Source organism: Streptomyces sp. NBC_00525 (assembly GCF_036346595.1).
In the GTDB taxonomy this organism is placed as follows: Bacteria; Actinomycetota; Actinomycetes; order Streptomycetales; family Streptomycetaceae; genus Streptomyces.
In genome coordinates this window covers 2,357,868-2,376,842 of sequence record NZ_CP107834.1, presented here as the reverse complement: position 1 = coordinate 2,376,842, position 18,975 = coordinate 2,357,868, and the positions used below count along the sequence as shown (strand labels likewise).

19 protein-coding genes are annotated in these 18,975 nt (G+C 72.4%); 11 read left to right on the top strand and 8 right to left on the bottom strand.

Annotation, left to right across the window (positions count from 1 at the left end):
• Positions 1–37: 37 nt before the first annotated feature.
• Entirely contained in the window at positions 38–1,021 is a 984-nt protein-coding gene (locus OG710_RS10500; protein WP_330239083.1) for an LLM class flavin-dependent oxidoreductase, read from the top strand.
• On the opposite strand, the gene OG710_RS10495 is transcribed toward OG710_RS10500, so the two are convergent.
• From OG710_RS10495 to OG710_RS10475, 5 genes are all read right to left on the bottom strand, one after another.
• Positions 998–1,849, bottom strand: coding sequence for an AfsR/SARP family transcriptional regulator (locus OG710_RS10495; RefSeq protein WP_330239082.1), 852 nt, complete (start codon positions 1,847–1,849; stop codon positions 998–1,000). The two genes, OG710_RS10500 and OG710_RS10495, sit on opposite strands and share 24 nt — an antisense overlap.
• Positions 1,850–2,270: 421 nt before the next feature.
• On the bottom strand, positions 2,271–2,645 hold the full coding sequence (locus OG710_RS10490; protein ID WP_330239081.1) for a hypothetical protein: 375 nt from the start codon (positions 2,643–2,645) through the stop codon (positions 2,271–2,273).
• A 95-nt stretch (positions 2,646–2,740) separates the two neighbouring features.
• Complete coding sequence (locus OG710_RS10485; RefSeq protein WP_330239080.1) at positions 2,741–3,196, bottom strand: roadblock/LC7 domain-containing protein; 456 nt, start codon at positions 3,194–3,196, stop codon at positions 2,741–2,743.
• Between the two features lie 38 nt (positions 3,197–3,234).
• Positions 3,235–4,011 carry a transcriptional regulator gene (locus tag OG710_RS10480; RefSeq protein WP_330239079.1) on the bottom strand — a complete coding sequence of 259 codons (777 nt, stop codon included), beginning with the start codon at positions 4,009–4,011 and terminating at the stop codon, positions 3,235–3,237.
• Positions 4,008–4,400 carry a hypothetical protein gene (locus OG710_RS10475; RefSeq protein WP_111330859.1) on the bottom strand — a complete coding sequence of 131 codons (393 nt, stop codon included), beginning with the start codon at positions 4,398–4,400 and terminating at the stop codon, positions 4,008–4,010. The genes OG710_RS10480 and OG710_RS10475 overlap by 4 nt, the downstream gene beginning before the upstream one ends.
• Positions 4,401–4,669: 269 nt before the next feature.
• Between OG710_RS10475 and hutU the strand changes: the two genes are divergently transcribed.
• The 4 genes from hutU to hutI all read left to right on the top strand — a co-directional run bounded on the left by hutU (position 4,670) and on the right by hutI (position 10,213).
• The gene (gene hutU / locus OG710_RS10470; RefSeq protein ID WP_330239078.1) at positions 4,670–6,328 is read left to right on the top strand and encodes a urocanate hydratase; all 1,659 of its coding nucleotides are present in this window, start codon (positions 4,670–4,672) and stop codon (positions 6,326–6,328) included.
• 26 nt (positions 6,329–6,354) lie between these two features.
• Positions 6,355–7,566 carry an allantoate amidohydrolase gene (locus OG710_RS10465; protein ID WP_330242209.1) on the top strand — a complete coding sequence of 404 codons (1,212 nt, stop codon included), beginning with the start codon at positions 6,355–6,357 and terminating at the stop codon, positions 7,564–7,566.
• Entirely contained in the window at positions 7,557–8,942 is a 1,386-nt protein-coding gene (locus OG710_RS10460) for a formimidoylglutamate deiminase (protein WP_330239077.1), read from the top strand. Before OG710_RS10465 ends, OG710_RS10460 begins: the two co-directional genes overlap by 10 nt.
• 83 nt (positions 8,943–9,025) lie before the next feature.
• Positions 9,026–10,213 carry an imidazolonepropionase gene (gene hutI / locus OG710_RS10455; RefSeq protein ID WP_330239076.1) on the top strand — a complete coding sequence of 396 codons (1,188 nt, stop codon included), beginning with the start codon at positions 9,026–9,028 and terminating at the stop codon, positions 10,211–10,213.
• Positions 10,214–10,274: 61 nt separating this feature from the next.
• Here hutI and OG710_RS10450 read toward each other — a convergent pair whose 3' ends face one another.
• The gene (locus OG710_RS10450; protein ID WP_330239075.1) at positions 10,275–11,180 is read right to left on the bottom strand and encodes an RNA polymerase sigma factor SigF; all 906 of its coding nucleotides are present in this window, start codon (positions 11,178–11,180) and stop codon (positions 10,275–10,277) included.
• A 288-nt stretch (positions 11,181–11,468) separates the two neighbouring features.
• Here OG710_RS10450 and OG710_RS10445 point away from each other — a divergent pair, with 288 nt between their 5' ends.
• Together OG710_RS10445 and OG710_RS10440 are read left to right on the top strand one after the other, a co-directional pair.
• The gene (locus OG710_RS10445; RefSeq protein ID WP_330239074.1) at positions 11,469–11,837 is read left to right on the top strand and encodes an STAS domain-containing protein; all 369 of its coding nucleotides are present in this window, start codon (positions 11,469–11,471) and stop codon (positions 11,835–11,837) included.
• A gap of 237 nt (positions 11,838–12,074) precedes the next feature.
• Positions 12,075–12,584, top strand: a complete 510-nt coding sequence (locus OG710_RS10440) for an ATP-binding protein (RefSeq protein ID WP_330239073.1) — start codon at positions 12,075–12,077, stop codon at positions 12,582–12,584.
• A gap of 92 nt (positions 12,585–12,676) precedes the next feature.
• On the opposite strand, the gene OG710_RS10435 is transcribed toward OG710_RS10440, so the two are convergent.
• Positions 12,677–14,173 (bottom strand): peptide MFS transporter, encoded by a 1,497-nt coding sequence (locus OG710_RS10435; protein WP_330239072.1) that lies wholly within the window; start codon positions 14,171–14,173, stop codon positions 12,677–12,679.
• Positions 14,174–14,600: 427 nt separating this feature from the next.
• On the opposite strand from OG710_RS10435, the gene OG710_RS10430 reads away from it, so the two are divergent.
• On the top strand, positions 14,601–15,278 hold the full coding sequence (locus OG710_RS10430) for a response regulator transcription factor (RefSeq protein WP_111335481.1): 678 nt from the start codon (positions 14,601–14,603) through the stop codon (positions 15,276–15,278).
• Between the two features lie 69 nt (positions 15,279–15,347).
• Positions 15,348–16,619, top strand: a complete 1,272-nt coding sequence (locus tag OG710_RS10425) for an ATP-binding protein (RefSeq protein WP_330239071.1) — start codon at positions 15,348–15,350, stop codon at positions 16,617–16,619.
• A gap of 2 nt (positions 16,620–16,621) precedes the next feature.
• Here the strand turns inward: OG710_RS10425 and OG710_RS10420 are convergent, their stop codons facing one another.
• The gene (locus tag OG710_RS10420) at positions 16,622–17,137 is read right to left on the bottom strand and encodes a GtrA family protein (RefSeq protein WP_330239070.1); all 516 of its coding nucleotides are present in this window, start codon (positions 17,135–17,137) and stop codon (positions 16,622–16,624) included.
• Positions 17,138–17,295: 158 nt separating this feature from the next.
• Between OG710_RS10420 and OG710_RS10415 the strand changes: the two genes are divergently transcribed.
• Positions 17,296–18,435: a 5-(carboxyamino)imidazole ribonucleotide synthase gene (locus OG710_RS10415; protein ID WP_330239069.1), complete on the top strand. Its 1,140-nt coding sequence runs from the start codon at positions 17,296–17,298 to the stop codon at positions 18,433–18,435.
• Positions 18,432–18,971, top strand: coding sequence for a 5-(carboxyamino)imidazole ribonucleotide mutase (purE, locus tag OG710_RS10410; RefSeq protein WP_330239068.1), 540 nt, complete (start codon positions 18,432–18,434; stop codon positions 18,969–18,971). Before OG710_RS10415 ends, purE begins: the two co-directional genes overlap by 4 nt.
• Positions 18,972–18,975: the final 4 nt, after the last annotated feature.

Genomic DNA, 18,975 nt, shown 5'->3' with positions numbered 1-18,975 from the left:
TGACGCGGCGCGGGTCCGGCCGCGGAAAGGAACGGTGATGAAGTACTCCTTGCTGCTGCCCATCGGCCCCACCCGGCCCGAGCAGGTGGTCCCCTTCGCCAATCTGGTGCAGTGGACGGCGGCCGACCGGCTCTGGCTGGGGCAGGGCATGGTGCTGGAGTCGCAGCACCTGGTCAGCTGGCTGGCCGGGCTCGGCATCCGGGTGCCCATCGGCTTCGGCGTCTCACTGATGCCGTTCCGCTCGCCGTACCACGCCGCCGTCGAGGCGCGTTCGGTGGCGATCACCACCGGACGCCCGGCGGTTGCCGGGTTCGGCCCCGGCGCGGTGTCGCTCCAGCGGGGCCTGCTCGGGCGTCCCTACCCGAGCCAGATCGGTGCCGCCAAGGAGTACGTCCGGATCGTCCGGGACCTGGTCGCGGGCCGCACCGCGGAGGCGGAGGGCGAGCACTTCACCGTCTCGGCGGCCCTCATCCCGGCCCTGGCGCCGCCGGTCGCGGTCGGCCTCGGGGTGCTGCGCGAGCGGATGGCGGTCGCGGCGGGCGAGGCCGCCGACGCGGCCGTCACCTGGATGGCCGGCGCCCGGTACCTCGCGGACACCCTGCTCCCGGCGATGCGCGGCGCCGATCGCGAACTCGCCGCCCCGCTAAGGGTGAGCGCCATCGTGCCCTTCGCCCTCGCGGGCCCCGGCCGCGACCCGGTCGCCCTCGCGTCGGCGGCCTGCGGGTCCCACATCCAGCTGCCGCACTACCGGGACACGCTGCGCCGCGCCGGGGTCGAGGTCCGGGGCGCGGCGGACGAGGACGCGCGGGCCCTGGTCGACGCCGGGGTCTTCCTGTACGGGAGCGCCGAGGAGATCCACGGCGCGCTCGGTGAGTTCGCGGCCGCCGGGGTGGACGAGGTGGTGCTGAACGCCACGGGCGTGGCCCTGACGCACGGTCCCAAGGCGGCGGCCGACGATCTGCTGCGGATGCTGCGGGGCGTCACGCCCGACGCGGAGTCAGGGGACGGCGGCCTGCGGTGACGGGACACGGTTCGCGGTGAGATTCTCCGCAGGGCGGGCGGACGTACGTGCCGGGTACGCGGCCACGAGCCGCAGGGCGGCCTCCCGGTCCCAGGCCAGGGCCGCCGTCCGCACCGCCTCGACCTCGGGCGGCAGCGCCAGCCCGAGATCCTCCGCGAAGACCGACGCGCACCGCTCGACGGCGGCCAGCGCCCCGGCCGCGTCACCGGTGACGCAGTGCGTCGCCGCCAGCAGCGTCCACAGCCGCTGCCGGTAGGGGGCCTCGGCGATGACGCTCTCGATGCGGTAGGCCAGCAGCTCCGTGTGCCCGGCCAGCACACAGGCGGTGAAGAGGTCCTGGTGGGCGTCGAGCCGGGCGCAGTCCAGCCCGGCGGCGTGCGCGCCGAACCAGCGGGTGGGCGGCAGCGCGTGGCCGAACGGCCCCCGCCACAGCGCCGTCCCGGCCTCCAGCTCGGTCACCGCCGCGTGCGGCTCGCCCCGCAGCAGCAGCTGCCGGCCGCGCTGCGCGTGCCCGGTGAAGGCGGCCAGGTCCACCTCGTGCGCCTCGGCGCGCAGCACGTAGCCGCCGGCGGGCCCCCGGTAGGTGTGCAGCCGGTCGCTGAGGCCCGGCACCGCGCGGTCGAGGTCGCGGCGCAGCCCGGTCAGATGGCTGCGGATGTTGGCGGTGGCCGAACCGGGCGGCTCGTCCCAGAGGATCTCCATGAGGTCGGCGGTGGCCAGCGGCCGTCCCCGCCGCAGCAGCAGCGCGGTGAGCAGCGCGCGCCGGACGCTTGAGCAGGCCTCGGCCCGAGGGCCCACCTGCACCGGTCCCAGAATCCTGAAGAGCATGCCCCGATCCCCCCTAGCCCGGACTTGGGTCAGGTACCGGGCAGTACTGAGAACAATGGTTCCTGTCACGCGCCGGACAGGTCGGAGAAGCGGGTGTCCGGGGGCAACGGGGCCCGGCGTGGAGCAGCAGGGAGCGGAACGGATCGGCGTTCGAGGGTGGTCACCCGGCCCGGCCAGTCCGCGGAGGGGGCGTCCGTCGTTGCCCCCGCTCTCCCGTACAGAGGCTTCGTGTGCCACTCTCCTCGCTCGCGCGGCCCTCACCATGTCACCGGGTCACGAGGGGGTCAAGGGTGTTGCATCATCCTGCAACGTCCGTGGTCAGGACGGGAGTTGAGTGTCATGGCCACCCATCGCGGTGGCGCGGGGCCTGTTCGTGGAGTGAGTGGGTACGGGCCCCGCGCGCGGCCCGTACCCGGTCGCCTCAGACCTCCAGGTCCGCCTCGATCTTCTTCAGCTGGTGGCGGGCCATGGCCAGGTTGGCGCGCCCGGAGTCCAGCACGAGGTAGAGGAACAGGCCGGTGTTGCCGCGGGACTTGAGCAGCCGGATCAGGTGGTACTGGCTGCCCAGCGTGATCAGGATGTCCTCGATCTCGTCCTGGATGCCGAGGTGCTCCATCGTGCGGAGCTTGGCGCGTACGACATCGGTGTTGCCGGCGGCCGCGACCTCCAGGTTGAAGTCCTTGCCGCCGCCGAGGGTGCCCAGCGCCATGCCGCTCGTGAAGTCGACGAGGGCGACACCGGTGGTGCCCTCGATGGACGACATCGCTTCCTTCAGTGACGCTTCGGTGTTCGCCATGAGTGGTGCTCCCTTTCTCTGACCGGCCGACTGCGGCCGGTTCCGTTGCGTGGTGGGGTGGTGTCGGGGACGCCCGGCCGGTGCGCGGGCGTGGCTCAGACCGGGCGGTGCGGGAGGGTGCCCGGCTGCTGCGGGGGGTGGGGCGCGGGGGCGGGCCGCGGGGCCCGCGCGAGGGCCCGGTCGACGAGTTCGCCGATCCGGGAGCCGGCCCGGCGGCCCTCCAGATGGAGCCGGCCGACGTTGATCCGGTCCTCGGCCAGCAGGGTGAGGACGGCCTGCGAGCCGGCCGCGTACGTCGCGATGTAGCCGGACTCGCCGCGTACGAGCAGTTCCCGGAAGCCGTCGCGGCCGGTGGCCGCGGTCATCCGGACGGCGACGCCGAGCGCGGCGGCGGTCAGCGCGGCGACGCCCTCGGCCTCCACCCCCGGCGTGTCATGGGCCAGGACCAGGCCGTCCGTGCTGGCCGCCAGCGCGCCGGAGAGAAGCGGAACCCGGGCCCGTAACCGCTGGAGCTCGGCCAGGACGTCCTGCGTTTCGGCCTCGGACACCATCAGCTGTCTCCTTCCGGCACGCGTTCTGAGCGCGCGTATCACAGGGCCTCCAATGCGTCTCGGAGCCGGCGCAGCAGGGCGACGTCGGGGTCGGCCGTGACCTCGGGCAGCGCGATCCGGCTCGCCTCCGGCGCCCGCTCCGGGACCGGTTCGACCAGTCCGGCGGCCGTGAGGCGCCGCAGGTCCACCAGGATGTGGAACGCGGACCTGCCCAGCTCCTGTGCGATGCCGGTGGCCGTACGCGCTCCGTCCACGCACTCCAGGACGCGGCGCCGGCCCACCGGCACGGGCGCGTCGGCCGGGCGGCCCGTCCGGCGCAGCGGGGCCGTGTCCACGGCCGGGTCCGGCCAGATCCGGTCCAGCAGTTCCCGGCGCCGCAGCGTCTCGCGCTGCACGGCGTCCACCGGGACCGGGCGCACCGGGCCGATCCAGTGCGCCACGCCGTAGCGGAAGCGCGCCGGGGTCCTGGTCGGGGCGAGGGCGAAGAAGGCGGCGTCGTACAGGGCGCCCAGATGGCACAGCTCCAGCGCGCCGCCCGGCACCCGGCCGCTGTCCACGAGATACCGCCCGACCCGCTGCCCGGCCCCCGCCTCGGCGACCGCGTCCCACCAGCCCTCGTGGCGCAGCGCGCCGCTGCGGGTGAGCAGGACGTCGATGCCGGGGGTCGCCGGGCTCTCGGCGTGGACGACCTCGCCGTCCGCGAGGTACAGCGTGCCCCGGTCCCGAATCAGGGCGCCGGTGGCGCGTTCGGCGGCGAGGCGCTGGAGCATGGGGGAGAGGACGGTGGCGGTGTCGTCCGCGAGGGCGGCGGTCATGCGAGGACCAGCCGTTCGGCGATCTCGCCCAGGCGTATCCGGGCCAGCGCCAGATTGCCCTCCGCGCGGTCGAGCCAGAGGTGGAGGAAGACGCTGCTGTCGAACTCCGTCGCCACGAAGCGCAGGACGTGGTAGCCGGTGCGCGTGGTGACGAGGACGTCCTCGACCGGGGGAGCGCTCCCGGCCTCGGGTAACCCCTCGGCGAACGCGGGCTGTTCGGCCGCCATCCGGGCGACCTCGGCCGTCTCGGCGGCGGTCGCCTCGTGGTCGCCGTTGGGCGATTCGCCGATGGTGCCGAGGGCGAGACCGCTGGTCCAGTCGACGACCGCGGCGCCCCTGGCACCGGGCAGTCTCATGACGTCGAGCAGGCACTCGTCGATTCCGGGCACGCGGATTCCCCTCCGACACGGTGTTCGGCTGTGACCCAGAGGTTACGCATCGTGCTCGCTCCGGGTGGGGGTTCTGGCATTTTCCATCGGTACATGCGGGCGGTTGCCGGAGAATGCGCCGTCGCGAAACGGACGGATCGGCTCCAAGGGGTCTGCGGCCGGGCCTGTTGACTGGAGGTATTCATCCGCCCAAGATGTGAATAGAAAATTCACAGTCGGTACGGACGGCACGACGGCACGACCGTCGCAGTCGCGAGGAGGCATCCGCCATGTCAGGACCCCGCCCCGTACGGGCGCCGCGCGGTACGGAACTGAGTGCCCTGGGCTGGCAGCAGGAAGCCGCCCTGCGGATGCTCCAGAACAACCTCGACCCCGAGGTCGCCGAGCACCCCGACAAGCTCGTCGTCTACGGCGGCACCGGCAAGGCGGCCCGCGACTGGCGCTCCTTCGACGCGATGGTCCGTACGCTGCGCACGCTCAAGCAGGACGAAACGATGCTCGTCCAGTCCGGCCGCCCGGTCGGCGTCATGCAGACCCACGAGTGGGCGCCCCGTGTGCTGATCGCCAACTCCAACCTGGTCGGCGACTGGGCGAACTGGGAGGAGTTCCGCCGCCTGGAGGCGCTCGGACTCACCATGTACGGCCAGATGACCGCCGGTTCCTGGATCTACATCGGCACCCAGGGCATCCTCCAGGGCACCTACGAGACCTTCGCCGCCGTCGCCGCCAAGAAGTTCGGCGGTACCCTGGCCGGCACCATCACCCTGACCGCCGGACTCGGCGGCATGGGCGGCGCCCAGCCGCTCGCCGTGACCATGAACGACGGCGTCGCCATCTGTATCGACTGCGACCCGCGCGCCATCGAACGCCGCATCGAGCACCGCTACCTGGACGTGAAGGCCGACTCCCCGGAGCACGCCCTCCAGCTCGCCGTCGAGGCCCGCGACGCCCGCCGCCCGCTCTCCATCGGCCTCCTCGGCAACGCGGCCGAGCTGCTGCCCCGGCTGCTCGCCGAGGGCGCCCCCATCGACATCGTCACCGACCAGACCAGCGCGCACGACCCGCTCTCCTACCTCCCGGCCGGCGTCGACTTCGACGACATGGCCTCCTACGCCGCCGAGAAGCCCGCCGACTTCACCCTTCGGGCCCGCGAGTCGATGGCCCGGCACGTCGAGGCCATGGTCGGCTTCATGGACGCCGGCGCGGAGGTCTTCGACTACGGCAACTCCATCCGGGGCGAGGCACAACTCGCCGGATACGAGCGCGCCTTCGACTTCCCCGGCTTCGTACCGGCCTACATCCGGCCGCTGTTCTGCGAGGGCAAGGGCCCGTTCCGCTGGGCGGCGCTGTCCGGTGAGGCGTCCGACATCCACAAGACGGACAAGGCACTGCTCGAACTCTTCCCGGAGAACGAGTCCCTGCACCGCTGGATCAGGATGGCCGGCGAGCGCGTCCACTTCCAGGGCCTGCCCGCCCGCATCTGCTGGCTCGGCTACGGCGAACGCGACCGGGCCGGCGAGCGCTTCAACGACATGGTGGCGAGCGGCGAGCTGGCGGCCCCGCTGGCGATCGGGCGCGACCACCTGGACTGCGGCTCCGTCGCCTCCCCCTACCGCGAGACCGAGGCCATGCTCGACGGCTCCGACGCGATCGCCGACTGGCCGCTGCTGAACGCCATGGTCAACGTGGCGTCCGGGGCGTCCTGGGTCTCCCTGCACCACGGCGGCGGCGTCGGCATGGGCCGCTCCATCCACGCCGGACAGGTGACCGTCGCGGACGGCACGGAGCCGGCCGGCGAGAAGATCCGCCGGGTCCTCACCAACGACCCGGGCATGGGCGTCATCCGGCACGTGGACGCGGGCTACGACATCGCCGACTCCGTCGCGCAGGACAAGGGCGTGCGCGTCCCGATGCGGGAGGACGCGTGACACCCGCACCCTCCGGCTTCCGGACCATGTGGGCCGAACTGGCCCCCATCGGCCTGCACGCCGGCAGCGGGGGATACCGGCGCTACGCCTGGACCGGGGCCGACACCGACTGCCGGGCCTGGTTCCGCGAACAGGGCGAGGCACGCGGGCTGACCGTCGAGACCGACCGCAACGGCAACCAGTGGGCCTGGCTCGGCGACCCCCTCGCCGGGGACGCCGTCGTCACCGGCTCCCACCTGGACTCCGTACCGGACGGCGGCGCCTTCGACGGGCCGCTCGGCGTCGTCTCCTCGTTCGCCGCGCTCGACGAACTGCGCCGCCGGGGCGCCACGTTCACCAGACCGCTGGCCATCACCAACTTCGGCGACGAGGAGGGCGCCCGCTTCGGCCTCGCCTGCGTCGGCTCCCGGCTCGCCGCCGGCCAGCTGACCGCCGAGGCCGCGCACCGGCTGCGCGACGCGGACGGCGTCACCCTCCCGCAGGCCATGTCCGCCGCCGGACACGACCCCGACGCCATCGGCCCCGACCCCGAACGGCTCGCCCGGATCGGCGCCTTCGTCGAACTCCACGTCGAGCAGGGCCGCGCCCTGGACCTCTCCGGCGACCCGGTCGGCATCGCCTCCGCCATCTGGCCGCACGGACGCTGGCGGTTCGACTTCCGGGGCGAGGCCAACCACGCGGGCACCACCCGGCTCACCGACCGCCGCGACCCGATGCTCACCTACGCCGAGACCGTCCTCGCCGCCCGCCGCGAGGCCGAACTCGCCGGCGCCCTCGCCACCTTCGGCAAGGTCGCCGTCGAGCCCAACGGGGTCAACGCCATCCCCTCCCTCGTACGCGGCTGGCTCGACTCGCGCGCCGCCGACCAGGACACCCTGGACACCGTCGTCGCCGCCGTCGAACGGGCCGCCCGCGAACACGCCGACCGGGCCGGCATCGACCTCGACGTCGTCCGCGAGTCGTTCACGCCCGTCGTCGAGTTCCGGCACGCCCTGCGCGACGAGCTGGGCACCCTGCTGGAGAAGTCCACCCGCGGCACCGGCCGCCCGGTCCCCGTGCTCGGCACCGGCGCCGGACACGACGCGGGTATTTTGTCCGCCTCCGTGCCGACCGCCATGCTGTTCGTACGGAACCCGACCGGGGTCTCGCACTCACCGGCCGAACACGCCGCCGAGGACGACTGCGCCGCCGGGGTCACCGCACTCGCCGACGTACTGGAAGGTCTCGCGTGCCGCTGACGACGGAGGCGACGGGCGCGCCCGTCACCGAGACGTACTGGCTCTCCCACGCCTGGCTCGGCACCCATGTCGAGCCGGGCGTCGCCCTGGACGTGGCGGACGGGCGGATCGCCCGCGTCCGCACCGGCGTCGACACCGCGCCGCCCGGCGCCACCGCGCTGCGCGGCCTCACCCTGCCGGGCCTGGCCAACACCCACTCGCACGCCTTCCACCGTGCCCTGCGCTCCACCGTCCAGGTCGGCTCGGGCACCTTCTGGACCTGGCGCGAGACCATGTACCAGGTCTCCTCCCGGCTCGACCCCGACAGCTACTACGCGCTCGCCCGCGCCGTGTACGCCGAGATGGCGCTCGCCGGCATCACCGCCGTCGGCGAATTCCACTACCTGCACCACGGCCCCGGCGGCACCCCCTACGACAACCCCAACGCCATGGGCGAGGCCCTGATCGAGGCCGCCCGCGCCGCCGGCATCCGGATCACCCTCCTCGACACCGCCTACCTCTCCGCCGGATTCGGCACCGGCCCCGACGACCACCGCGCCCCCGACCACCACCAGGCACGCTTCAGCGACGGCACCGCCGACGCCTGGGCCGAACGCGCCGCCGGACTCAGGGGCGACGACCACGCCCTCATCGGCGCCGCCGTCCACTCCGTCCGGGCGGTCCCGGCCGCCCAGCTCGCCACCGTCGCCCGCTGGGCCGAGGAACGGCGGGCCCCCCTGCACGTCCACCTCTCCGAGCAGACCGCCGAGAACGACGCCTGCCTCGCCGCCCACGGACGCACCCCCACCCGGCTCCTCGCCGACCACGGCGTCCTCGGACCGCGCACCACCGGCGTCCACAACACCCACCTCACCGACGAGGACATCGCCCTCATCGGCGCCACCTCCACCGGCACCTGCATGTGCCCGACGACCGAACGCGACCTCGCCGACGGCATCGGACCCGCCGCCGCCCTCCAGCACGCCGGCTCCCCGCTCTCCCTGGGCAGCGACAGCCACGCGGTGATCGACCTCTTCGAGGAGGCCCGCGCCATGGAGCTGAACGAACGGCTGCGCACCCGCCGGCGCGGCCACTGGACCGCCGCCGCCCTGCTGCGCGCCGCCTCCGCCGACGGCCACGCCGCGCTCGGCCGGCCCGGCGCGGGCGTTCTGGAGGCGGGCGCCCCGGCCGATCTGGTGACCGTCGCCCTCGACTCCGTCAGGACGGCCGGACCCGTGCCCCGGCTGGCAGCGGAGACCGCCGTATTCGCCGCCTCCGCGGCCGATGTCCGCCACACCGTGGTGGCGGGCCGCCATCTCGTACGCGACGGACACCACACGCTGGTCGACGACGTCCCCCGCGCACTCGCCCGGGCCATCGGCGCGCTGCGCCCCTAGAAGCCGCCCGGCACATCCCCCGAGCAGCCGGCCCGGCGGACGACAGCCCCCGGCCTCCCCCACGCAAGGAGAGCAGCCCCCCGATGACGACGACCGCCATCACCCACATCTCCGCCCTGGTCACCAACGACCCCTCCCTCGGCGACGGCTCCCCCCTCGGGCTGATCCAGGACGCGGCCGTCGTCATCGAGGGCGACCGCGTCGTCTGGACCGGTGCGTCCAGCAAAGCACCCGCCACCGACAACGCCGTCGACGCGGGCGGCCGGGCCGTGATCCCCGGCTTCGTCGACTCCCACTCCCACCTGGTCTTCGCGGGCGACCGCACCCAGGAGTTCAACGCCCGCATGTCCGGCCGCGCCTACAGCGCGGGCGGCATCCGCACCACCGTCGCCGCCACCCGCGCCGCCACCGACGAACAGCTCTCCGCCAACGTCGCCCGCTACCTCGCCGAGGCGCTGCGCCAGGGCACCACCGTCCTGGAGACCAAGTCCGGCTACGGCCTGACCGTCGAGGACGAGGCCCGCGCCCTGCGCATCGCCGCCCGCCACACCGACGAGGTCACCTTCCTCGGCGCCCACATCGTCTCCCCGGACTACGCCGACGACCCGGCCGGCTACGTGGACCTGGTCACCGGCCCGATGCTCGACGCCTGCGCCCCGCACGCCCGCTGGATCGACGTCTTCTGCGAGCGCGGCGCGTTCGACGGCGACCAGGCCCGCGCCATCCTCACCGCGGGCCTCGCGCGCGGCCTGCGCGCCCGCGTCCACGCCAACCAGCTCGGCCACGGCCCCGGCGTCCGGCTCGCCGTGGAGCTCGGCGCCGCCTCGGCCGACCACTGCACCCACCTGACCGACGCGGACGTGGACGCCCTCGCCCAGTCGGACACCGTCGCCACCCTGCTGCCGGGCGCCGAGTTCTCCACCCGCGCCGCCTGGCCGGACGCCCGCAGGCTGCTCGACGCGGGCGCCACCGTCGCGCTCTCCACGGACTGCAACCCGGGCTCCTCGTTCACCTCGTCGATGCCGTTCTGTGTCGCCCTGGCCGTGCGGGACATGGGCATGACCCCGGACGAGGCCGTCTGGTCCGCCACGGCGGGCGGCGCGGCGGCCCTGCGCCGCGACGACGTCGGCCGGCTCGCTCCGGGTGCCCGCGCCGACCTGGTCCTGCTGGACGCGCCGAGCCACGTCCACCTCGCGTACCGGCCGGGCGTGCCGCTGGTCCGCGAGGTGTGGCGGGCCGGGGAGCGCGTGGTGGCCCCGTACGGCGGCTGACGCGGCGAAACGGGAAGGGCCCGCCCCGAGGGGGCGGGCCCTTCCCGTCGGTGGCCGAGCCTCACTCGTCCAGCGTCAGACCCTTGCGCAGCTTGACCAGCGTGCGCGAGAGCAGTCTGGACACGTGCATCTGGGAGATGCCCAGCTCCTCGCCGATCTCCGACTGCGTCATGTTGGCGACGAACCGGAGCGAGAGGATCTTGCGGTCGCGGCCCGGCAGCGCGGCGATGAGCGGCTTGAGGGACTCGACGTACTCGATGCCTTCGAGGCCGTGGTCCTCGTAACCGATCCGGTCGGCCAGCGCGCCCTCGTGCTCGTCCTCGTCGGGCGTGGCGTCCAGCGAGCTGGCGGTGTACGCGTTGCTCGCGGCCATGCCTTCCACGACCTCGTCGTGGCCGAGGCCAAGGCGGTCGGCGAGCTCGCCCACGGTGGGCGCCCTGTCGAGCTGCTGGGCGAGCTCGTCGCCCGCCTTGGCCAGGTCGAGCCGCAGCTCCTGCAGGCGGCGCGGGACGCGCACGGACCAGCTGGTGTCGCGGAAGAAGCGCTTGATCTCGCCGATGATGGTCGGCATCGCGAAGGTCGGGAACTCGACCCCGCGGCTGAGCTCGAAACGGTCGATCGCCTTGATGAGGCCGATCGTGCCGACCTGGACGATGTCCTCCATCGGCTCGCTGCGGGAGCGGAACCGGGACGCGGCGAACTTGACCAGGGCCAGGTTCAGCTCGACGAGGGTGTTGCGTACGTACGAGTACTCCGGCGTGCCCTCGTCGAGGACTTCGAGCCGGGCGAAGAGCGTCTTCGACAGGGCCCTGGCGTCCAGCGCCCCCACCTCGGTGTAGGGCGGGATCTCGGGCAGTCCCTCAAGGCCTTCGAGCCCGTCGGGCGCTTCGGTGTCTGATGCGGTGTGTCCCTGGGGACATGCTGACGGCGCGTCGTGGGTACGCGGTACGTCGAGCCGGGGCGACATGTGGTCTCCTCCATCGTTCTCGGCATATGGCTGCCGATGCCCATACGTGTTCCTGCGGTGAAGCGGCGCCTCCGAAGCCGGTCGTGTCGTTTTGGGGGTCCCTCTACCCTTACCCGCTCGCCACCGCTCGGTACAACCGCCAATTGACGCTATATGTCCGGTTTGTTGAGGTCTTCCGCTACCGCGTGGCGCAGGGAACGCGTACTGTTCCAAGAACATCAGTGACAACTGGCACGCATCCGTGGATGTGGTGATGCGGACAGTGACGAGCGATGAAGAGGGACGGGCATGGACCGCGGGACGGTCGGCAGTGCGAACCGGGGTCGGCTTCAGGTCGAGGCCCGGACCGAGGGGCTCAGCGAGGTGGTGACGCCGGTCGGTGAGCTCGACCACCACACGGCGGATCTGCTGCGCGAGCCGCTGGAGAGCGCGGTCGAGCAGGGGCGCGTGCGCCTGGTGGTCGACTGCTCGCGACTCGACTTCTGTGATTCCACCGGGCTGAACGTGCTGCTCGGTGCGCGCCTCAAGGCGGAGGCAGCCGGGGGAGGGGTTCATTTGGCCGCGATGCAGCCGGTGGTGGCTCGGGTCTTCGAGATCACGGGCGCCGAGGCGGTGTTCACCGTCCATGCCTCGCTCGCCGAGGCCCTGGAGACCTGACCGGACTCCTCCCCGGCCGCACGGGTCCGGTCGCGCGAGTTACGCGATCGGCGAAGGGCCGGGGGGTGTCGTCGCCGTTCGGCCGGGCAGGAGATCTTCCGGCGAGCCCGTTCGGTCCGGCCTTCCGTGCCCGTGCGGTTCCTGTATCAGTGTCCGTATCGGTATGCGTACTCGTATCTGTTCAATCGTTCGTATCTGTCCAATGGCGACATGGTGAATCGGTGAGGTGAAGCGCTGATGAGCACCACCCGGCAGCATCCGCCGGGCGACCTCGGCCGCGAGCCGGAGGGCGCGGGCGTTTCCTCCGCCGAGCCCGTCCGGCCGGACGGGGCCGCCGACCGGCAGTGGCGCACGCTGTCGTTGCGGGAGGCCACCGGCATCGTGCCGACGGCCCGTGATTTCGCCCGTCAGGCGCTGCACGACTGGGGCTGGCTCCCCGCGTCGAGCGCCGACCGCCGCGCCGCCGCGGAGGACGTCCTGCTCGTCGTCTCCGAGCTGGTCACCAACGCCTGCCTGCACGCGGGCGGCCCCGACGAGATCCGGATCGCCCGCAGCCCCAAGGTGCTGCGCGTGGAGGTCGCGGACGGCGGCGCGGGCCAGCCCGCGCCCCGTACGCCGCACCGGGCCGGGCGGCCCGGCGGACACGGCATGTTCATCGTCCAGCGGCTCTGCCTGGACTGGGGCGTCGTACGGGTGCCGGGCGAGCCCGGCAAGACCGTCTGGGCGGAGCTGGCCGCCCCGGCGTGACCCCGCCACCGCACCGGCCGCCGTAACGCGAAAGAGGGGCCGCCGCACCCTTCCGGTGCGGCGGCCCCTCTCGCGTACGGGGACCGGTGCGGTCAGCGCACGTCGCCCATGTGCTGGGCGACCTTCTTGCGGTACATCCAGATGCCCACACCGGCGACGACGGCGAGGATCACCTCGAAGGCGACCGCCCCGGTGGTGTCCAGGTTCACGCCGAGCTGCTTGGAGGTGAGCAGACCGGTCACGGAGTCGCCGGCGGTGACGGCGAGGAACCAGACGCCCATCATCTGCGAGCTGTACTTCGCCGGCGCCATCTTCGTGGTCACCGACAGGCCGACCGGCGACAGGCACAGCTCCGCGACGGTCTGGATGAAGTAGACCGAGACCAGCCACATCGGGCTGACCTTGCCGCCATTGGCGGCGGTGTCGATCAGCGGGATCAGGAAGACCGCGAAGGAGACGCCGATCAGCACGAGGCTGGAGGCGAACTTGACCGCGGTGCTCGGCTCCTTGCCGCGCTTGTTCAGCCACAGCCACGCCGAGGCGAGCACGGGGGCCATCGCCATCACGAAGATCGGGTTCAGCGACTGGTACCAGGAGGTCGGGAAGTCGAACCCGAACAGGCTGTTCGTCGTCGAGTTCTTACCGAAGATCGACAGCGTCGAGCCGTTCTGGTCGTAGATCATCCAGAAGACGGCCGCGACCACGAAGAACCAGATGTAGCCCGACAGCTTGGACTGCTCGGTGTCGGTCAGCTCCTTGTCGCGCTTCATGCGGGCCAGGACGGCGACCGGGATGATCAGCCCGGCCAGGGTGATCGGCAGGACGCCCCAGTCGACGAAGTTGCCGGTGATGCCGAGCAGGCCGTAGAAGACGACCGCGACGATCAGCCAGATCATGCCCTTGCGCAGCGCGGACTGCTTCTCCTGCGCCGTCGCCGGGGTGGTGACGATGTCGCTGCGCGGGCTCAGGTGGCGGGTGCCGAGCATGAACTGGGCGAGACCCAGCGCCATGCCGAGCGCGGCCAGCGCGAAGCCGAAGTGCCAGTTGACCTTCTCGCCGACGGTGCCGATGGTCAGCGGGGCGAGGAAGGCGCCGACGTTGATCCCGATGTAGAAGAGCGTGAAGCCGCCGTCGCGGCGCGGGTCCTCGGGGCCGTTGTAGAGGTGGCCGACCATCGTGGAGATGTTGGCCTTCAGCAGCCCGGAACCGAGCGCGACCAGCGCCAGCCCCGCGAAGAAGGTCGCCGAGTTGGGCACCGCGAGCGTGATGTGGCCGAGGATGACGACGGCGCCGCCGATGGCGACCGTCCGGCGCGGACCCCAGAACCGGTCGGCCATCCAGCCGCCGGGCATGGCGAGCAGGTAGACCATCGCCATGTAGGCGGAGTAGATGGTCGTCGCGGTGGCGGCGTTCATGTGCATGCCGCCGGGCGCGATCAAGTACAGCGGGAGCAGCGCCTTCATGCCGTAGAAGCTGTACCGCTCCCACATCTCCGTCATGAAGAGCGTGGCCAGGCCCCGGGGGTGGCCGAAGAAGGCCTTCTCGCCACCGGCGGTGCTCGACGGGTCCTTCGTCAGGCTGGACGCCATGATCGATCCTTGTGTGCTCGGGACGCGGCGCCGCGAAGAGGCGGGTCCGCGCCCGGTGGGGGGAGGCCGGCACCGCCGCGGGCACGCCCTCCGCGACGGGATCCACGCCCGGAGGCGCCGTCATCGGCGATCCGGGCCCGGCCCACAGGTCATTCACTGAGGTACTTCCGGGCCGGCGGGTACCGGCCCCGCACACAAAAGAGACCTTTGGCGCTCAGAGCAGCCCAAAGGTCCTTGAGTAGTGCAATAGGCGTTGGGCCACCATACGGCATGACAGAGAGCGATATGGAAGGACTTGAGAGATGGATCACAGGTGTGGGCATGATCGCGCTCGCACATTCCAAGGTCTGCCCCCGCTCCGGGAGGTGACCCGCAGGGCTTGCGGATCACCTCCCGCCTCCTACCCCGCGCGGACTACCATCAGTGCATGACCCGTGTACTGCTCGCCGAGGACGACGCATCCATCTCGGAACCGCTGGCCCGCGCCCTGCGGCGGGAGGGTTACGAGGTCGAGGTGCGGGAAGACGGCCCGACCGCGCTCGACGCCGGTCTCCAGGGCGGCATCGACCTGGTCGTGCTCGACCTGGGGCTGCCCGGCATGGACGGCCTCGAAGTCGCCCGCCGGCTCCGTGCCGAGGGTCACACCGTGCCGGTCCTGGTGCTGACCGCCCGCGCCGACGAGGTGGACACGGTCGTCGGGCTCGACGCCGGCGCCGACGACTACGTCACCAAGCCCTTCCGCCTCGCCGAACTGCTCGCCCGCGTCCGGGCCCTGCTGCGGCGCGGCGCCGCCGAGCCCGCCCCCCAGCCCGCCACGCACGGCGTCCGCATCGACGTCGAATCGCACCGGGCCTGGATGGGCGAGGAGGAACTGCAGCTCACCGCCAAGGAGTTCGACCTCCTGCGCGTCCTCGTACGGGACGCCGGCCGGGTCGTCACCCGCGACCAGCTGATGCGCGAGGTCTGGGACACCACCTGGTGGTCCTCCACCAAGACCCTCGACATGCACATCTCCTGGCTCCGCAAGAAACTCGGCGACGACGCGGCCAACCCGCGCTACATCGCCACCGTCCGGGGCGTCGGCTTCCGCTTCGAGAAGAGCTGACGACCGGCGAGCCGCACGAGCTGACGCCCCCGCGCCAGCAGCCCGAGCCGACGACGTACAGAAGCAGGCATGCGCCGACGACTGATCAACTCCACCCTCGCCGTCGTGCTCGTGGTGATCGCCGTCTTCGGCGTCTCCCTCGTCATCGTCGAGACCCGCACCATCAGCAGCAGCGCCCAGGAGAGCGTCGACTCCGAGGCGCTCCGGCTGATCAGCGTCATCGAGAGCCGGCTCCTCGGCGAGGAGCGGATCAACCCCGAAGTGCTCGCCGAGCAGATCGACAGCAAGCGCTACGCCCTGGTCAAGATGGCGGGCCGGGCCCCCATCGAGGTCGGCGAGCGCCCCACCGGCAGCGTGATCACCGCCACCGAGACGGGCGAGCACGGCGAGCGGGTCACCGTCGAGGAGTCCCGCTCCGCCGTCACCCGAGAGGTCGGCCGCACCCTGATGATCATCGGCGCGGTGGCGCTGCTGGCCATCGTCTCCGCCGTCCTCCTCGCCGTGCGCCAGGCCAACAAGCTCGCCTCGCCGCTCACCGACCTCGCCGAGACCGCCGAACGCCTGGGCTCCGGCGACCCCCGCCCGCGCCACAAGCGGTACGGGGTGCCCGAGCTGGACCGTGTCGCCGACGTCCTCGACGCCTCCGCCGAACGGATCGCCCGCATGCTCACCGCGGAGCGCCGGCTCGCCGCCGACGCCTCCCACCAGCTGCGGACCCCGCTCACCGCGCTGTCCATGCGCATCGAGGAGATCTCGCTCACCGACGACCCGGAGACCGTGAAGGAGGAGGCGCACATCGCGCTCGCCCAGGTCGAACGGCTCACGGACGTGGTGCAGCGGCTGCTCACCAACGCCCGCGACCCCCGGACCGGCTCGGCGGTCGTCTTCGACCTGGACGAGGTCGTCAAGCAGCAGATCGAGGAGTGGCGCCCGGCCTACCGGGGCGAGGGCCGCGCCATCGTGTGCTCGGGCAAGCAGGGGCTCAGCGCCGTGGGCACGCCGGGCGCGGTCGCCCAGGTCCTGGCCGCGCTGATCGAGAACTCCCTGATGCACGGGCGGGGCACGGTCGCCCTGCGCACGCGGGTCACCGGCAATCAGGCGGTGATCGAGGTGACGGACGAGGGCCCCGGCGTCCCGGCCGACCTGGGGGCGCGGATCTTCGAGCGGACCATCAGCGGCCGCAACTCCACGGGCATCGGCCTCGCCGTCGCCCGCGACCTCGCCGAGGCGGACGGCGGCCGGCTGGAACTCCTCCAGCAGCAGCCCCCGGTCTTCGCCCTCTTCCTGAGCCGCATGGCCCAGAGCCGGACGGAAGCGGAAACGGAACGTCCGGTGAGGTAGCCCTACCGCCGTGCCGCATCCGCCTCGCGCACCGCCGGGGCGGGCACGGTCACCAGGGCTCCTTTGTCAGCAGCCGCCTCCGGCGCGGGCAGCGCCTTGAAGACCCACGTCCGGTAGGACCAGAAGCGGAACAGCGTCGCGACACCGATCCCGACGATCTTGAAGACGTTGCTCTGCACCGGGGTGTCCCAGCCGAACCCGTACGTCGCCACGTACAGCACTCCCGTCTCGATCACCGCGCCCGCCGCGCTGAACAGCAGGAACAGGGTCAGCTCGCGGGTGCGGCCGGTCTTGTCGCGGTCGCGGTACGTCCAGTGGCGGAAGCCCACGTAATTGCAGAGGATCGCGACGAACGTGGCGAGCAGCCCGGCCCGCACGGTCGGGATCTCCGTGTAGCGCCACAGCAGGTTCGACACGACGATGTTGACCACCAGGCCGACAGCGCCGACCACGCCGAACTTGGCGACCTCCCGGGCCAGCGACTCCAGCCGGGCCCGCAGTGCGCCTCGCTCGCTCATGTGATCGCTCAGTCCGTCCGTAGGTCCCGCTCCATGCTCCGTCAACCCGGCCATGCTAACCAGGACACCCGCCGTACGCCTGTGCGTACGGGAACGTGTGCGGCCGGCCCCGCCCCCTGCCCGGAGCCGCCGGCGGGCGGTGCGGATACCCTGGGAGCGTGACGTTCCCGGTAGTCGGCATGGTCGGTGGCGGTCAACTCGCCCGAATGACCCACGAGGCGGGCATCCCCCTCGGCATCAAGTTCAAGCTCCTCAGCGACACCGCTCAGGACTCAGCGGCCCAGGTGGTGGGCGAGGTCGTCGTCGGCGACTATCGCGACCTGGAGACGCTGCGGGCCTTCGCGCGCGGCTGTGACGTGATCACCTTCGATCACGAGCACGTGCCCACCGAGCATCTGCGGGCCCTGGAGGCGGACGGCATCCCCGTCCGCCCCGGCCCCGACGCCCTGGTGCACGCCCAGGACAAGGGGGTGATGCGCGCGAAGCTCACCGAGATCGGCGCGCCCTGCCCCCGCCACCGCATCGTGGCCGACCCGGCCGACGTCGCGGCCTTCGCCGGGGAGGCCGGGGGCTTCCCCGTCGTCCTGAAGACCGTGCGCGGCGGCTACGACGGCAAGGGCGTCTGGGTGGTCCGCTCCGAGGCGGACGCCGCCGAGCCGTTCCGGGCCGGGGTCCCGGTCCTGGCCGAGGAGAAGGTCGACTTCGTACGGGAGCTCGCGGCCGACATCGTCCGCTCGCCGCACGGCCAGGCCGTCGCCTACCCGGTCGTCGAGTCCATCCAGGTGAACGGCGTCTGCGACACGGTCATCGCCCCGGCCCCCGACCTGGACGAGGAGCTGGCGGGCGAGGCCCAGCAGCTCGCGCTGCGCATCGCCGCCGAGCTGGGCGTCGTCGGCCACCTCGCGGTGGAGCTGTTCGAGACCAGGGACGGGCGCATCCTCGTCAACGAGCTGGCCATGCGCCCGCACAACTCCGGCCACTGGACCATGGACGGCGCGATCACCTCGCAGTTCGCCAACCACGTCCGGGCGGTCCTGGACCTCCCGCTCGGTGACCCGCGCCCCCGCGCCCCCTGGACGGTCATGTGCAACGTCCTGGGCGGCGACTACCCGGACATGTACCAGGGCTATCTGCACTGCATGGCGCGCGACCCGCAGCTCAAGATCCACATGTACGGAAAGGACGTGAAGCCCGGTCGCAAGGTCGGCCACGTCAACACCTACGGCGACGACCTGGCGGACGTGCGCGAGCGCGCCCGGCACGCGGCCGACTATCTGCGAGGAACGATCACCGAATGACTTCCCCCGCCTCCACCGCACCGGTCGTCGGCATCGTCATGGGCTCGGACTCCGACTGGCCCGTCATGGAAGCGGCGGCCAAGGCCCTCGACGAGTTCGAGATCCCCTACGAGGTCGACGTCGTCTCCGCCCACCGCATGCCCCGCGAGATGATCGCGTACGGCGAGAACGCGGCCGGCCGCGGCCTCAAGGCGATCATCGCGGGCGCGGGCGGCGCCGCCCACCTGCCCGGCATGCTCGCCTCGGTCACCCCGCTGCCCGTCATCGGCGTACCGGTCCCGCTGAAGTACCTCGACGGCATGGACAGCCTCATGTCCATCGTCCAGATGCCCGCCGGCATCCCCGTCGCCACGGTCTCCGTCGCCGGCGCGCGCAACGCCGGACTGCTGGCCGTCCGCATCCTGGCCGCGGCCGACCCCGAGCTCCGGGACCGGATGACGGAGTTCCTGGGCGACCTGAACGACCAGGCGACCGAGAAGGGCAAGCGGCTGCGCCAGAAGGTGGCCGGCACGGAGTCCTTCGGCTTCGGGAAGTAGGCGC